The following is a 14391-nucleotide window of genomic DNA, read 5'->3' on the forward strand; positions in this document are numbered from 1 at the left end:
ATGCTCGTTATACCTCCTCAATTGCGCCAGCTTGCAGACGCCATTCGTCCTGCGTTGGGCTTGCCGCAGTCCGGGAATGCCGTGACGCCGGAAATAAGTCTGGCGCGCTTCGCCTCCGAACGTCACCGGATCGGACCATTGCTTCACCGGGCGTGGAGCGGAAGGGCTGATGCGGACGGTGAAACCATTGCCTATCTGGCACAGGCGGCTGCACATAATGCGCGCTGCGAATTGCGCCAAAAGGCCGGTGCGCGGAAATTCGGGAATTTGCTGGATGCAAACGGGATTGGCTGGACCGAGTTCAAGGGCTGGCGGCTAGGGGAGCAATTGTACGGCGAATCTGCGCTGCGCCAGTCCAAGGATGTCGATCTGCTGTTGCCATCAGATCGCGTTCTTGATGCGCTGAACCTTGCTGCGAAAAGCGGGTATCGGATTGGTGGCAGAAGTGGGAATTTCGCCCTGCGCAAGGCGCGCTGGGTGCTGCGCCATCACCGCGAAATCGGCATCGTCGACCCGAAATTGCGAATAGAGATCGAAGTGCACTCGCGCCTGCTCGGTTATCCTCCGGAAGGTTGGAGCGATCCTGTCGTCACTCACGCGGCTGGTGGCGGCACGGTTTCAATCGATGATCCAGACTATGTGCTGTATCTTGTGGTTCACGGGATGCTGACCGGCTGGAAACGCCTCAAATGGCTGTGCGACATGGTGATGCTGATGCAGAAGGTTTCCCCTGCTGTGCGCGGTGCGACCATCGCCCGGTCTCGTGAACTTCATTGTGAGCCCGCGCTGGTTGCCAGCCTGCTGGCGGTTTCCGAACTGTGGGGTGATGAGATTATCTCGCCGTGGCTTGCCGAGACCCGGACTTCTCCGGGCGATGTACGGGTGCAAGGCCATCTCGCAGCCATATCGCGCCGCCTCGGCCTCGATAAACAGGCAAGCTTTGCCGAACGGGCCATGCGTCATGCGGGAATATTGCATGATACAGCCGTCTTTGGTCGCCATCCCGCACCCTTGCGGGGATTGCGCGACCGTGCGGTATTATGGTTTCTGGCAAGGCTCTGATAGGCGGCTTGTGACCATGACACTCACGCGATCTTGTAAAAAAGCCCTGTTGCGGCTGGAAATATGGCTTTCGTTGGCATGGGCGCGTTTCCTGATCAGATTTGTGGCGTTTCGTCGCTGGCGCGGTTTGCTTGGGCCTATTGGCGGCGAATTGCCGCCGGAGCAGCGCCCCCGGGTATCCTCAGCACAGGCGAAGCAGGCGGCCGATATCGCGCGCATAATCAATCGGATCGCTGATCGCCCCGTATTGTTCAAGGCTGTCTGTTTGCCGCGCGCTATGGCTGGCCGCTGGGTAATGGGCCGGCGCGGGTTGCCGTCGCGCATCGTGATCGGATCGCGCCGGGGGGAACCTGAAGAAGGGTTGCTTTTCCATGCATGGTTGATGGTCGGAGACCACATCGTGACCGGCGCGGAAGAACGCGAAGGTTTCATGGCGTTTGGCCAGGATCGATCCAATCAGGAAAGCACCGGCAATGCGGCCTGATCCCGTACCGGCAACACAATCGGCCATGCGCGAATTGCTGCGTGCGATTATGACCTATGCCGGTCCACGCATGGGCCGCACACTGTTCGTGATAGCACTCGCCGCGGCTCTGGAGGGAGTGGGGCTAGTTCTGCTGTTGCCAGTTGCTGAAACCCTTTTCGCTGAAGGCAGCGAGGCGCGTTCAGGAGTGACGGGACGATTGCTGGGTTGGTTCGATTCTGTCGGCATCACGACTGTCCTGGGCCAGTTGTCTGTGATGGGAATGGGCTTTGTCCTGTTGGTTGCCCTACGCGCCTATGTGCTGATGAAACGCGATGTGATGATGGCAGCTCTGTCACAAGGCTTCGTGGACGATACCCGCCAGCAATTTTTCACGCTGCTTGCCCATACCGATTGGCCGGTGATCAAACGGTTCCGGAAGTCTCAACTGCTCAACACGATGACCACGAACATCGGCCGACTTGCGATGACGATGCAGGCGTTGTCCAAGGGTGCGATTACGATAGCGATGGGGCTTGCCTATCTGGTTGCAGCGTTTGCAGTAAGTTTTGTTCTGGGCTTTGCGCTGCTGGTTCTGGTTGGCATCGGCACGGTATTCGCAGTCGCGTGGACGCGGCGCAGCCATCGGCTCGGCACGAAACTCAACTTCGCCAATCGCGGTATCATGCATGAAACGACCCTGTTTCTTGACGGGATGAAAGCCGCCAAGGCCGCACGCGCCGAAGGCGAACTGAGCAGACGCTTTGCCGAACGCATCGCGGAAACCCGCGCTCTCAATGTGCAATTCGTGGCCCAGCAGGCGACCCTTCGCAACGCGGTGCAATTGATCGGCGCGGTGGCCGCGCTGGTGGTCCTTCTTGTCGGATACGGATTTGTCGGTTTGACCGGTGGCGAATTGCTGGTGATGGCGGCAATCGTGCTGCGGCTGTCACCCAGTCTCATCTCTACGTTTGGAGGCCTGCAGTCGGTTGCGCATGCGCTGCCCGCATTTGAATCAATCAGGGAAACCGAGGCGCAGCTCAAGGCAGCGCAGGAAGGGCGGAACGATAAGCCATTGTTGCCCGGCGATCCCCTGCCACCAGAAGATGGCGAACTGGTGCTGGAAAATGCGCAGGTGGACGTCGTGAACGAGGCGGGGGAGGGCCTGACGCTGGTCGCTATGGACCATGTACGTGTCGCTCCTGGCATGCTGGTTCATGTTGGCGGGCCATCTGGCGCGGGGAAATCATCGCTGGTGGAACTGATTGCCGGTCTGCACTTGCCAGCCAGAGGGTCGGTGCAGCGCGGCGATTTCATGCTGGAGCCGGGGCAGCGCCGGGCATGGCAGACGCAGGTATCCTTCGCGCCGCAAGAACCTTTCATCTTTGATGGCACTGTGCGCGAAAACCTTCTCTGGCCCAATCTGGCAGTGGAAGATGCCTCCCTTTGGCACGCGCTGGACCAGGCGGAGGCTGCAGAGATCGTCCGCAGACTTCCTGGCGGCCTCGACGAAGAATTGCTCGATGGCGGCGCGCGTCTGTCCGGTGGGGAGCGCCAGCGGCTGTGCCTTGCACGCGCACTTGTGCGGCCCGCCAGCCTGCTGGTGCTGGACGAAGCAACTTCCGCCATGGATCCGGAACTGGAGCGGCGCATCATTGGCCGCCTGCGGCAGGACATAGGTGCGCGCATCATTCTAATGGTTTCCCATTCACTCAATGCTGTTGGTTTTGCCGATCTGCGCATTGAGGTAGCGCAGGGGCAGGCACGGATTTTGAACGGGAATTGACCTGCCAGATGATTTTTTCGGGCGATATCCGGAATAATCGCCGATAAAACGGCGGATTACCTCAACTTCTCACGAACACAGCTTTACCTTCGCCTTCGTTGGCGGCTAAACAGCAGATTGTGGAAGATGGTATTTATACATCGGACCCGGAAGCCCGGGATCTGATTGCGACAAGCCCAGTCGCATCTGTGGTAAGCAATCCCCGCTTACCCGATAATCCGCTTATTGCTTGCAATCAGGCCTTCATCGATCTGACCGGTTATTCCGAGCAGGAAATACTGGGGCGCAATTGCCGTTTTCTTTCCGGTCCCGGCACAGAGCCTTGGCTGACCGACGCAATTCGGGACGGCGTGCGAGAGCGTAAAGCCGTGCTCGTCGAAATCCTGAACTACAAGAAGAATGGCACACCATTCCGCAACGCAGTGGTGGTCGCACCTGTCTTTGACGAAGATGGAGAGCTGGAATATTTTCATGGCTCACAGGTCGAACTGGAAGATGGTGCCGAAAGCCCGATGCTCACCCGCCGTGCGCGTGCGGCTGAAAAGATCAAGGCACTGTCCAAACGCCAGCTTGAAGTCATGACGATGGTTGCCGCTGGTCTGCGCAACAAGCAGATTGCCTATGAGCTTGGCCTGTCGGAAAAAACCATCAAGATGCATCGTGGACTGGCGATGGAAAAACTTGGCGCGAAAAGCAGTGCGGATATGATCCGCCTGGCAGTCGAGGCGGGCATCTGACCGGCATAAGTTTTGGGCAAACGGACGGTACATCCTTAGGTCCAGCTTTCGTCTTGCGATGTGTCAGCGCATAAAGATATTGCATCGTAGCCGGCTAAGCGGGGCTGTTTTCCTTATTCCCTCCCGCCTTGCTTGATCCAACCCACCCTATCCGGTTGCGGTGCCCCACACCCTGAAAAAACTGCCTTTGCGATCAGCCCAGCAGCTGCGGGCCCAGCACCAGCAGCATCCGCGTGTCGATTGCCACGTCACCGCTGCGGAAATCGGCAATAGTGGCGGCGATATCTGCCAGCCTGACGCGGTGAACGGTGATATCTTCGCCAGCAACGCCGCCACCTGGACCGGTCTTGGTCAGGCCGGTAGCCTTCAGCAGAGTGAAGCATTCGTCTGTCATACCGGGGGATGAGAAAAAGTCGCCGACCACTTCCCAATGTTCCGCTTGATATCCGGTCTCTTCCTCCAGCTCCCGCTTGGCGGCGCTTAACGGATCGTCATTTTCTCCGCCGTCATCGTCTCCGATCAGGCCGGCGGGCAATTCCAGGCAGCGGCAGCCGAGCGGGACGCGGTATTGTTCGACAAGCAGGATGTGACCATTTTCTATCGCAAGAATAACGGCGGCGCCGATACCGCCCTTGCGGCTGACATATTCCCAGCGGCCACGCTTCTTGCCGGTCAGCCATTTGCCTTGCCAGGTGATTTCCTCGGGCGAGGCGAGATCGAAGGGATCGTCAGAATTGCTCATGCCGTTTTGCTCATCCGGGCGCGCTATCGAAGCGTCAGACTTCAATCAAGCGATCAGGCAATTCGTTATCGTCTTCGCTGCCGCGCGGGAAATGTTCAGACAGGACTATGCCCACATCGCGAACACCTGCAGCGATGCCGGCGGCCACGTCCCCCTTGCGGATTTCAGCAAGCATATCGGCCATCGCTTCGCCCCAGACTTCTGCTGGGACGAGGTCTGTTATTGAATCATCGGCTACGATTTCTGCCCGGTGCTCGCGCATTGAGAGGTATAGCATCACGCCGGTCTTGCCATGTGTCCGGCCTTCCGCACCCACTTTGAAATGGCGAACAGCGCGTTCGTGTACGCGTTGGCGTTTGAGGGGGGAGGGGACGAAGAAAAAGCGTAAAGGGTCCCAGCTGAGGATCGCCCATACGATGATAAACTTCATCAGGCCGAGACCGACCGCCCAGGCGATGACTTCGCCAAAGGTCCATTCATCGCGCCATCCACCCAGGATCCAGTCCAGCTTGCCCAGGAAGAATTCGGGAAATGCGGCAAACACACTCATCGCGGTGAAAGCTGCGGCTGCTGCCCAGACGAGGATAACATCGGTATAGCCATCCGATCTGTCTGCAATGACAGGCACGATTTCGCCGCTGGTGGTCAGCTCTGCCTGGCCCACAGCATCGGAGACAAGCTTGTGCTGTTCTTCATTTAGATATGCCATTGTTCGCCTGTCCTACCAGCCACCGGAGGCGCCGCCGCCGCCGGACATGCCGCCGCCGAAACCGCCGAAGCCTCCACCACCACCGCCGCCGCCGAAGCCGCCACCTCCGCCCCAGCCGCTGCCGCCGGATGCGCCGCGCGCAATTGCCTTGCCAGCTTCCCAAAGGATGATGTCACCCACTGCGCTGCCAACGCCGCTGCGATAGCGCCGCCGGCTTCCGCGGCCGTTCAGCATGGGAAGCACGAAGAAGAAGAACAGGAAGCCCAGCCAGATCAGCGTGCCAATCGGGAATCCGCCTTCACTGCGTTCGTTTTCTGCGGCCGCCTGCGCGGCCTCCTCGATGGCAATCGCGTCTTCCGGGCTGTTGGCCAGATGGTTCAGGATTGCGTCCACGCCCTGCGTCACACCGCCATCGAAATCGCCGGACTTGAACCGCGGAGTAATAACGTCGTTGATGACTCGCCCGGCCATGATGCCGCCGAAATAGGGGTGAAGCCCGTAACCGATTTCAATCCGCATTTCGCGGTCGTCCCGTGCAATCAGCAACAGGAGGCCGGTATCGCGCTTTGCCCCGCCTATGCCCCATTCTGTAAACAGCGCGGTTGCATATTGCTCGATAATCGCACCGCCCAGATCGGGCACCGTTGCAACGATAATCGCCTGCCCGGTGCGGGCATTATGCTCTCGCAAGCGCGCATCGAGATCAGCCTCGGTGGCTGGGGACAGCATGTCTGCATTGTCAAGAACCGGCCCATCCGGGCGCTGCGGGAAATCGTAAGTTTGGGCGGTAGCGGGAAGTGCCAGCGCAGCGCCTATTGCCATCAGGAATAGCAGAAAGGCCCGCAGAGGACTGATTATACCGAGTCTCACAGCGGAGCTATCGTTCAGCTATCTTCTCCGGTGATCTGGTTGAATTCAACATCCGGTGCGTCTGCCGCGCCTTCCTCGGCGTCGAAATATTCCAGCGGCTCCGCGCCGTGGATGATGTTCGCGCCAATCGTGTCCGGGAAGGTGCGGATGATCGTGTTGTAATTCTGCGCGGCCTCATTGTAGCGAACACGCTCTGTGTTGATGAGGTTTTCAGACTCGTCGAGCGACACCATCAGGTCACGAAAATTCTGATTGCTCTGCAAAGCCGGATATTGCTCAACCACGGTGCGAAACTGGCCAATTGCCTGCGTCAGCTGGTTCTCGGCAGCGCGAATTCGTTCAAATTCCTCAGGGTTCGAAAGGTCATCGGTGGTGATGTTGACGCCCATTGCCTGCGAACGCGCCTCGATCACGCCGGTCAGGATGTCACGTTCCGAAACTGCGGCAGCTTCTGCAACGGCCACAAGGTTCGGGATAAGGTCATGGCGGCGTTGCATGGCAGATTCGACATTGCCCCATTGCGCTTTCGCAGCTTCTTCTGCCGTTGGCACCGAGTTGATACCGCAAGCGGCAAGCGCAAGGCTGCCCACAACAAGGGTGGCCAGCTTGGCCATACGACTGAACATGCGCAAAATCCTCCAAATTCCAGAAAGGTGTGTTGTTCATATAGCACGGCTAGGACAGGATACAAGCAACACAGTTTTACTTGCGGGTCCAATTTGCCTCTGTAACACCGTCTCCAAATTATTAACGGGAGCTACGTAGCAATGCTTGCAGAATTCAAAGAGTTTATTGCCAAAGGCAATGTGATGGAACTGGCCGTCGCGGTCATCATCGCTGGCGCGTTTGCCACCATAGTGGGTTCGATGACGGATGATTTGATCATGCCGATTGTCGGCGCTATCTTTGGCGGCGCAGATTTCTCCAGCTATTTCATTCTCTTGAGCGCTCCGGAAGGCTATACAGGGTCGATGACTGATTATGCTGCGCTGAAGGAAGCTGGCGCTGCGATGATCGGTTACGGGGCCTTCATCACGGCGATCATCAACTTCCTGATCCTGGCTTTCATCATTTTCATGCTGGTTCGTTACGCCAACAAGGTGAAAGCCCGCATGGAAGATCCAAAGGAAGAAGATGCGCCTGCCGGCCCGACCGAAATCGAGCTGCTGACGGAAATCCGTGACGCGCTGAAAAAGTAATCGCGCTGCGCTTCTGCGCACCAACATACACTTCACATTAAGCGGGCAGGCCCTATATAGGTCCTGCCCGTTTTTTCGGGCTATGGCGATAAAATGCGGTGTGCACTAGGCACAGCGGACCCGGGGGCAGTACCCGGCGGCTCCACCACAAACACTGGGAAACCAGTGGTTTCTGACGGGGCCGAACTAGGATCGACGTGTGTTGAAAGGCACTGTTTTCGCCCGGGCTGAGATCCCCCGTTAAACGCTCACAACACACAAGTGCCAATGATAATGAAGCACTCGCGATTGCTGCGTAATTTGACGTCCTAACGGACTGAATTTACAAAGCTTAAGCGCGGTTGGACCGACCGGGCAACAGAACGGATTCCGGGGCTCCGGGGGTAGCTAGCAACAGAAACCCCCACTTCGATTCAGCTATGGTTTTTTGCGAAACGCATGAATGCGATAGCAACGGTTGCTGCCACGCCCAGCGATAGGATGAGTGGCACTTTGGAGCCATGACTGTCGGCAATCCATTGTCCCGATATTATCTGGGCGATTATGGCTATGATCGCGGCAAACATGCAGCCTAAACCCGCCAAGCTTGCCGGCATGTAGCCACCAAATACTTTTTCGAAAAGTTTGCTCCGAGGCATACTCACGTTCGTGCTATTTTGCCTTTGCCTCTCGCTCCGCCTTCTCATACTTCAGACAGTCGAGGATCTTTGCGCCAGCCAGAAACACCGCGCCAGTGCAGGCGAGGAACAGGGCGTAGCCGCCCCAGCCGGGATATTCCTGGATATAGGCAGCGCCGCGCGCAGTCGCACCAAGGGCGAGCGCGTAGATGATCAGATACGCTTCCCAGCTTGTCTTGATGACGAACAATCTGCCTAACTTGCGAAACATCCGGGCCCTCTTTGTTAACGTTTTACACAGCAAGCACCGTGCCAGACACGGGTTTCTGCGCATTACGATGGTTAAAGGAGAGCAGAATGTAAAGCAATCCGACACGGATCGCACTGCACTCAGATCAGTTCGGAAAGTTCCAATGCTTCCAGCAGTTTCGCGCGTGCAGTTGTCACTTCTTCTGCCAGCGCCGCGCTGCCAATCTGCGCAGGATCGATGCTCTCGGGCCAGTGCGCCGCGATTACCTGTTCCAGAAGGGCGGCCTTGCCATCGTCCAGCATGAAACGTGGATCGACAGTGGCGGGATCAGCCACCACGCGCAAGCGCAGGCAGGCCGGGCCGCCACCATTGGCCATGCTTTGGCGCACATCGACGACCATGACATTGCGGATCGGACCATTGCCCGCGAGCATGTCCTGCAGCCACGCCCACACTGGCGCGCTGTCACGGCATTCCTCTGGCACGACCAACGTCATTCCAGATCCGTCAGGCGGAGTAATGAGCTGGGCGTTGAACAGGTAGGAGGCAACAGCTTCCTTCAGGCTTACGGCTGCGGAAGGCACTTCCACCACCTGAGCGTCTGCGCATTTTGCGGCAATCGCAGCATATGTGCCTGCCGGATCGGCAAATGCCTGTTCGTGCGTGAACAATATGCCTTCATTGGCGACTGCCACCACATCATTGTGAAACGCGCCGGTCGCAATCGCTTCTGGTGCCTGCTCCACGAACAAGACACGGTGCGGGTCCAGGCCATGTTTGCGCGCGACGATGCGACTGGCCTGTTCGTGCTGACGTGCGGGGAAAGGCCCGCCGCTGCGCCCGTAAACAAACACCTCCAGCCCGGCTTCTGCATGGGATCCCGTAAAGCGCATGTGATTGGCTGCGCCTTCATCACCGAAGCAGGGCGGTACCGGCTCATGCACTGTGAAATGCGCCGTGTCCGAGAAGGCGAGGCGCAATTGCGCCAGCGTATCGGGCCATTCCTGACTGCGATGCGCCATGGTTACAAGGTTCGCGACTGTCAGGTGGCATTTGCCGTCCGCTGTATCGGTCGCGGGTGAGACCGTGGCTGCATTTGCAGTCCACATGGAACTTGCAGACCACGCCCCGGCGGTCAACGCCGGGTCGGTGGTTTCGTCAGCCGCCAATGCATTCAGCCAGCCATGGTTTGGACGGGGCAAAGGCACAAAAAACCCTTGCGCCAGCCCCATCGCCATATTGCCGCGCATCTTGGCCACGCCCTGCAGGGCCGCAGCACGAGGGTAGGCGGTGGCACCGGCATTCCTGGTGGCGGCAAGGTTGCCTAGGCTGAGGCCGGCATAATTGTGGCTGGGGCCGACAATGCCATCGAAATTGATTTCCTGAAGGCTCATCGCAGCACGCTCCAAACCTGATCACCTTCGCTGACCTGCAACAAGTCTGCAGCTTGCGCGTCAATTGCGACCCCATCGCGCAGCAATTTGCGCGCGCCGTAACAGCAACGGAAATTCTGCATTCGACCCGCTCCGATCAGGGCCTTTTCACCCTTATCAAGGGTTATCGATTCCACAGTGCCCTCATGGGCATCTGCGATGGATCGCACACGGTCAGTCGGGGCAATCATGGTCGGGCCGCCATCAAAGATATCGACATAGCCCTGGTAGGAAAAGTTCTCGTTTTCCAGCATGCGCATCGCTGCGCGCCCGCTTGGGTGAGGCAGGCCGATAACCCTGCGGGCCGCCTCATCCAGCATGGCGATATAGACAGGGTGCTTGGGCATCAAATCGGCGATGAACTGGTTGCCGTGGATGGCATTGAATTCGTCCGCTTCCTGAAAGCTCATGCCGAAGAATTTGCCGCCGATGGCATCCCAGAAGGGTGATCCGCCACGCTCGTCGATAATGCCCCGCAGTTCTGCCAGAATGCGGTCGCCAAATTTTTCCCGGTGGCTGGCGATAAACAGATAGCGGCTTCGCGCCAGCAGCATTCCGAGCCCGCCTGCGCGTTCACCCGGGTGGAGGAACAACCCGCCGACTTCGCTGCAACCGCCCAGATCGTTGACCAGGCTCAGCAATTCGGCAGAGACGGTGCGGTCCAGTTCCTGCGAATGCTGGGTCAGTTTCGTGATGCGATAGGAATAGAACGGCCAGTTTTGCCCGACTGCCGTAAACAACTGGCAAGTGCCGCGCACATCGCCCGTTTCCAAATTTTCGAGCACCAGGACGAAAGTTTCGCCTTCGATCTCCTCACCTTCGCGCGCAAAAGCGGCGTCGGATCCGGCCAGTTTTTCCGTCAGGGAATTGCGATCTGGCGGCAAATTGGTGAAGCCTCCGCCGGTCAGCTTCGCCATTTCATACAAGGCCTGAAGATCATCCGCCCGGGCGGCGCGCATCACGAAGCTCACAAGGCTTCTCCTGTGGCAAGGCGGTGAAGGACAATGGCCGAAAGCTGTGCGCGTTCAGAGAGTGAAGGCACGATCATGAATTCGTCGGGTGAATGGATCTTGCCGCCGCGCACGCCCATTGTATCGACCACCGGCACGTGATTGGCTGCAATGTTGTTGCCATCACAAACGCCGCCGGTGCTTTGCCAGCCTATCGTCTGGCCCAGCGCCGCGCCGGTGTCGCGAACAAGATCGAACAGTTTCTGCGCGCGCGCATCAACCGGTTTCGGAGGCCGAGAAATGCCGCCATGGCAATGCGCCGAAACATCATGTGCTGTTTCAATATTGCGCAGCAAATTATTGAGATCAAGCGCAAATTTTTCGGCAGCCTCGGTTGTCTTCGGGCGGATGTTGAAGCGTAAGACGGCGTGATCGGGCACAACGTTGTTCGCGGCGCCGCCATCGATCTTCGCCGGATTGATCGGCAGATCACCATGCTGCATCGCCTTCAGACGGACAGCGCAATCCGCCGCTGCCACGATGGCATTGCGCCCATCCTGCGGATTGCGTCCGGCATGGGCGGATTTGCCGGTGAAGGTGACCGAAAAATTGCCGCTGCCGCCGCGGGCATGGGCCAGCGTACCGTCGGGCAGGGCGGACGGTTCATAAGTAAGTGCGGCGTGTTTGCCGCGCGCCAACTGGTCGATCAGAGCGGCCGAGGACAGTGAGCCGGTCTCTTCGTCCGAATTGATCATGATATCGTAACCGACAGATGTTGCAGCATCGCTGGCTTCGAATGCTGTCAGCGCCTCCAGCATAATCGCAAGGCCTGCTTTCATGTCCGCTGTACCGGGGCCGTTCAATGTTTCGTCATCAAGCCATACCTGATCCTGAAACGGGTGATCTGCGGGAAAGACGGTATCCATGTGGCCGGTCAGCAGAAAGCGCCGTTCCGCCTCGGGTCGGACCGAGCAGACCAGGTGCTTGCCATGCTGCTTGTCGGCTTCGCGTCCGTTGGGATCTACGACCGTTACAGCAGCGGGTTCGCGCAGAGTGACCTCTCCGGGCAAACATGAAAACGCTTCGGCCAGCATTTGTGCAACCTGTGCCAGACCTGCCAGATTTGACGTGCCTGAATTGGTCGCGGCCCAGCTCTGCGTCCGGTCCAGCATTCGCTGCTGGTCGATGGTCTGGATCAGGGCGGTTTCAATTTTGGAAAGCTGTTTCATTCGTAACTGCCCTGAATGGACGGGCGGCTCCTGTCAAATGTGCGCTCGGGCGCGGCACTGTCCCATTTTCCGATATTTAATAGAAAGTGCGAGCAGATTTTCTGCAGGTATGTTTAACCGGCTACTAAGGTTTTTTGCGGTAGTCGCACCGCTATGTCTAATCTGGAACGATCCCATGCTTGCCGGCGGTGAGAAATCGCGTGTCGATACGCGTACGACAGCCATGTTGCCCGGCACAATGCGCGATGACCGCATGACGCAGGACGTGCGCGTGGGCAACATCTCATCGAAGGGCATGATGATCGTAAGTTCGCGGCCTCCGTCACGCGGTCACATTATCGATATTTCGGTATCGGGACATCATTTGGCAGGCCGCGTTATGTGGGTCAGCGGGCGGCGATTTGGCGTCCGCACAAACGAACGTATCGATGTCGCAGCAATCATGGGCGGAAAAGCGCCCAGGAAGCGCCGCGCGAACAAAATCACGGTAGATCCGGAAAACGCGGAATGGTCACCCACGGCCATGTTGGCGGGATACGGCATTCTTGGCGTGACTGCGTTTTCGACAGCCTATCTAATCGTGACCTATTTAATAATTTGATCGAGCGCACGGGCGAGTGCAACGAAATCGGCTACGGCCAATGTCTCCGCCCTGCGCGTGGAATCGATCCCAAGGCTTTCAAGCGCGCTCAAAGCCCCTTCAACCCCTTTGAGGCTTTGCCGCAACATCTTGCGTCTTTGGCCAAAGGCGGCCTCCGTCAAGCGTTCCAACGTACGGATATCCGCGCCTTCCGGTGCGGCGACAGGTTCCACATGCACGATGGCGCTCATCACCTTGGGCGGCGGGGTAAAAGCGCTGCGATGCACTTTCATCGCCAGTTTGGCAGAGCTGCGCCATTGGGCAAGGATGGCAAGCCTGCCAAATTCGCCAGATCCGGGGGCTGCGATAATGCGGCGTGCGACTTCCTGCTGGAACATCAGCGTCAGGCTGGTCCAACGCGGCGGCCAGGCGCTGTCAGCCAGCCACCGCGTGAACAGTGCTGTACCAATGTTGTAAGGCAAATTGGCGACCACGGCGAAAGGCTCTCCCATGAGATCGCCGTGATCAATTGCAAGCGCATCCTGTTCCACGACGCGTAACTGACCTGGGAATGCCTCCTGCAATTCAGCGAGGGCGGGAATGCAGCGGCTATCGCGTTCAATGGCGGTCACGCGCGCCCCGGCACGAAGCAATGCGCGGGTGAGGCCTCCGGGACCCGGTCCGATTTCCAGAACGGCCTTGCCGTCCAGATTACCTGGTATCGCCGCGATCCGGCCAAGCAATTGTTCATCGAACAGGAAATTTTGCCCAAGCGCTTTGGACGCGGACAGTCCGTGCGTCTTGATGACTTCTCGCAAAGGTGGAAGATCAACCATTGGCGCGCCGCGCCGCGACTGCGCCAGCCATGCGGATTGCTGCGATCATCGCATCTGCCCGTGCGATACCGTTGCCGGCGATATCGAAGGCGGTGCCATGATCGGGCGAGGTGCGGACAATTGGCAGGCCGAGCGTTATGTTCACGCCCTCATCGAAATCAAGCGCCTTGAGCGGTACCAGCGCCTGATCGTGATACATCGCAATCGCGGCATCGTAAGTGCTGCGTTTATGCGGCGCGAATAGCGTGTCTGCGGGATGCGGGCCGGTGGCATCGATCCCTTCGGTGCGGAGCCGGGCAATAGCGGGCGCGATAACTTCCATTTCTTCGCGCCCCATGCGCCCGTCCTCGCCCGCATGCGGGTTCAATCCGGCGATGGCAATGCGCGGCGCAGTGATGCCAAAATCTGTAAGCAGTGCACGGGCAACAATACGGGTGCGGTGGACGATAAGGTCCTGCGTGATCAGCCCCGGCACATCGGAGAGCGCACAATGAACTGTCAGCGGCACAGCCTTCAGGCTGGGACCGGCAAGCATCATGACCGAGCTTTGCCGGTCCAGATTGCACATGTCTGCCAGCAATTCGGTCTGGCCGATGAAGCCCGGGCAAACTTCTGCAATCGCGGACTTCGCCACAGGAGCTGTGACAACGCCGCTGAATTCTCCTGCGATTGCACCTGCTATTGCCAGTTCAAGCGACTGCAGCGCGATTCTGGCGGACGCTGCATCTGGTTGGCCTGGCTGGCAGGTGCCGTCAGGCCCTTCCGTGCACTGGATGCCTTCTGCACTGGCGCGGCCCATAATCATTGCGCCGCCGATCACCACGAACGGGGGCAGGCCAAGCTCTGCCCTTCGCGACCATGCGGCAGCGATGATCTCCGGTCCGACTCCCGCCGGATCGCCGAGCGATACAGCGAGAGGTTTCACCGG

The 14391-nt window shown here is 58.6% G+C and carries 16 protein-coding genes and 1 other RNA gene; 7 read left to right on the top strand and 10 right to left on the bottom strand.

Features of this window, described 5'->3' with window-relative positions; genetic code table 11:
- The 4 genes from AB731_RS10250 (at position 1) to AB731_RS10265 (ending at position 4048) form a co-directional block, all read left to right on the top strand.
- Positions 1 to 1062, top strand: a complete 1062-nt coding sequence (locus AB731_RS10250) for a nucleotidyltransferase family protein (RefSeq protein WP_082126454.1) — start codon at positions 1 to 3, stop codon at positions 1060 to 1062.
- A 16-nt stretch (positions 1063 to 1078) separates the two neighbouring features.
- Entirely contained in the window at positions 1079 to 1546 is a 468-nt protein-coding gene (locus AB731_RS13820; protein WP_162199484.1) for a lasso peptide biosynthesis B2 protein, read from the top strand.
- Positions 1536 to 3311: an ATP-binding cassette domain-containing protein gene (locus AB731_RS10260; protein ID WP_082126456.1), complete on the top strand. Its 1776-nt coding sequence runs from the start codon at positions 1536 to 1538 to the stop codon at positions 3309 to 3311. Before AB731_RS13820 ends, AB731_RS10260 begins: the two co-directional genes overlap by 11 nt.
- Before the next feature lie 188 nt (positions 3312 to 3499).
- Positions 3500 to 4048 (top strand): LuxR C-terminal-related transcriptional regulator, encoded by a 549-nt coding sequence (locus tag AB731_RS10265; RefSeq protein WP_331386699.1) that lies wholly within the window; start codon positions 3500 to 3502, stop codon positions 4046 to 4048.
- Positions 4049 to 4241: 193 nt separating this feature from the next.
- Here the strand turns inward: AB731_RS10265 and AB731_RS10270 are convergent, their stop codons facing one another.
- The 4 genes from AB731_RS10270 to AB731_RS10285 form a co-directional block, all read right to left on the bottom strand.
- Complete coding sequence (locus tag AB731_RS10270; protein WP_047094213.1) at positions 4242 to 4790, bottom strand: NUDIX hydrolase; 549 nt, start codon at positions 4788 to 4790, stop codon at positions 4242 to 4244.
- Between the two features lie 34 nt (positions 4791 to 4824).
- Positions 4825 to 5499, bottom strand: coding sequence for a TPM domain-containing protein (locus AB731_RS10275; RefSeq protein WP_047094212.1), 675 nt, complete (start codon positions 5497 to 5499; stop codon positions 4825 to 4827).
- 12 nt (positions 5500 to 5511) lie between these two features.
- Entirely contained in the window at positions 5512 to 6321 is an 810-nt protein-coding gene (locus tag AB731_RS10280) for a TPM domain-containing protein (RefSeq protein WP_047094211.1), read from the bottom strand.
- Positions 6322 to 6383: 62 nt separating this feature from the next.
- Positions 6384 to 6995, bottom strand: a complete 612-nt coding sequence (locus AB731_RS10285; protein WP_052769039.1) for a LemA family protein — start codon at positions 6993 to 6995, stop codon at positions 6384 to 6386.
- Between the two features lie 141 nt (positions 6996 to 7136).
- On the opposite strand from AB731_RS10285, the gene mscL reads away from it, so the two are divergent.
- Positions 7137 to 7568, top strand: coding sequence for a large conductance mechanosensitive channel protein MscL (gene mscL / locus AB731_RS10290; protein ID WP_047094209.1), 432 nt, complete (start codon positions 7137 to 7139; stop codon positions 7566 to 7568).
- Positions 7569 to 7595: 27 nt separating this feature from the next.
- Positions 7596 to 7940, top strand: a transfer-messenger RNA (tmRNA) gene (gene ssrA, locus AB731_RS13825).
- Positions 7941 to 8219: 279 nt separating this feature from the next.
- Here the strand turns inward: ssrA and AB731_RS10300 are convergent.
- The 4 genes from AB731_RS10300 to AB731_RS10315 all read right to left on the bottom strand — a co-directional run bounded on the left by AB731_RS10300 (position 8220) and on the right by AB731_RS10315 (position 12047).
- Positions 8220 to 8456, bottom strand: coding sequence for a hypothetical protein (locus AB731_RS10300; protein ID WP_047094207.1), 237 nt, complete (start codon positions 8454 to 8456; stop codon positions 8220 to 8222).
- Between the two features lie 119 nt (positions 8457 to 8575).
- Positions 8576 to 9829 carry an N-succinylarginine dihydrolase gene (locus AB731_RS10305; protein WP_047094298.1) on the bottom strand — a complete coding sequence of 418 codons (1254 nt, stop codon included), beginning with the start codon at positions 9827 to 9829 and terminating at the stop codon, positions 8576 to 8578.
- On the bottom strand, positions 9826 to 10839 hold the full coding sequence (locus tag AB731_RS10310) for an arginine N-succinyltransferase (RefSeq protein WP_047094206.1): 1014 nt from the start codon (positions 10837 to 10839) through the stop codon (positions 9826 to 9828). The genes AB731_RS10305 and AB731_RS10310 overlap by 4 nt, the downstream gene beginning before the upstream one ends.
- Positions 10836 to 12047 carry a hydrolase gene (locus AB731_RS10315; RefSeq protein WP_047094205.1) on the bottom strand — a complete coding sequence of 404 codons (1212 nt, stop codon included), beginning with the start codon at positions 12045 to 12047 and terminating at the stop codon, positions 10836 to 10838. Before AB731_RS10315 ends, AB731_RS10310 begins: the two co-directional genes overlap by 4 nt.
- A gap of 175 nt (positions 12048 to 12222) precedes the next feature.
- On the opposite strand from AB731_RS10315, the gene AB731_RS13830 reads away from it, so the two are divergent.
- A complete protein-coding gene (locus tag AB731_RS13830) occupies positions 12223 to 12648 on the top strand; it encodes a PilZ domain-containing protein (protein ID WP_052769038.1) in 426 nt (141 codons plus the stop codon).
- Here the strand turns inward: AB731_RS13830 and rsmA are convergent.
- The gene (gene rsmA / locus AB731_RS10325; protein WP_047094204.1) at positions 12633 to 13463 is read right to left on the bottom strand and encodes a 16S rRNA (adenine(1518)-N(6)/adenine(1519)-N(6))-dimethyltransferase RsmA; all 831 of its coding nucleotides are present in this window, start codon (positions 13461 to 13463) and stop codon (positions 12633 to 12635) included. The two genes, AB731_RS13830 and rsmA, sit on opposite strands and share 16 nt — an antisense overlap.
- On the bottom strand, positions 13456 to 14388 hold the full coding sequence (pdxA, locus tag AB731_RS10330; protein WP_231638919.1) for a 4-hydroxythreonine-4-phosphate dehydrogenase PdxA: 933 nt from the start codon (positions 14386 to 14388) through the stop codon (positions 13456 to 13458). The genes rsmA and pdxA overlap by 8 nt, the downstream gene beginning before the upstream one ends.
- Between the last annotated feature and the right edge of the window lie 3 nt (positions 14389 to 14391).

This window comes from Aurantiacibacter marinus (genome assembly GCF_001021555.1).
GTDB classification, from domain to species: Bacteria; Pseudomonadota; Alphaproteobacteria; order Sphingomonadales; family Sphingomonadaceae; genus Alteraurantiacibacter; species Alteraurantiacibacter marinus.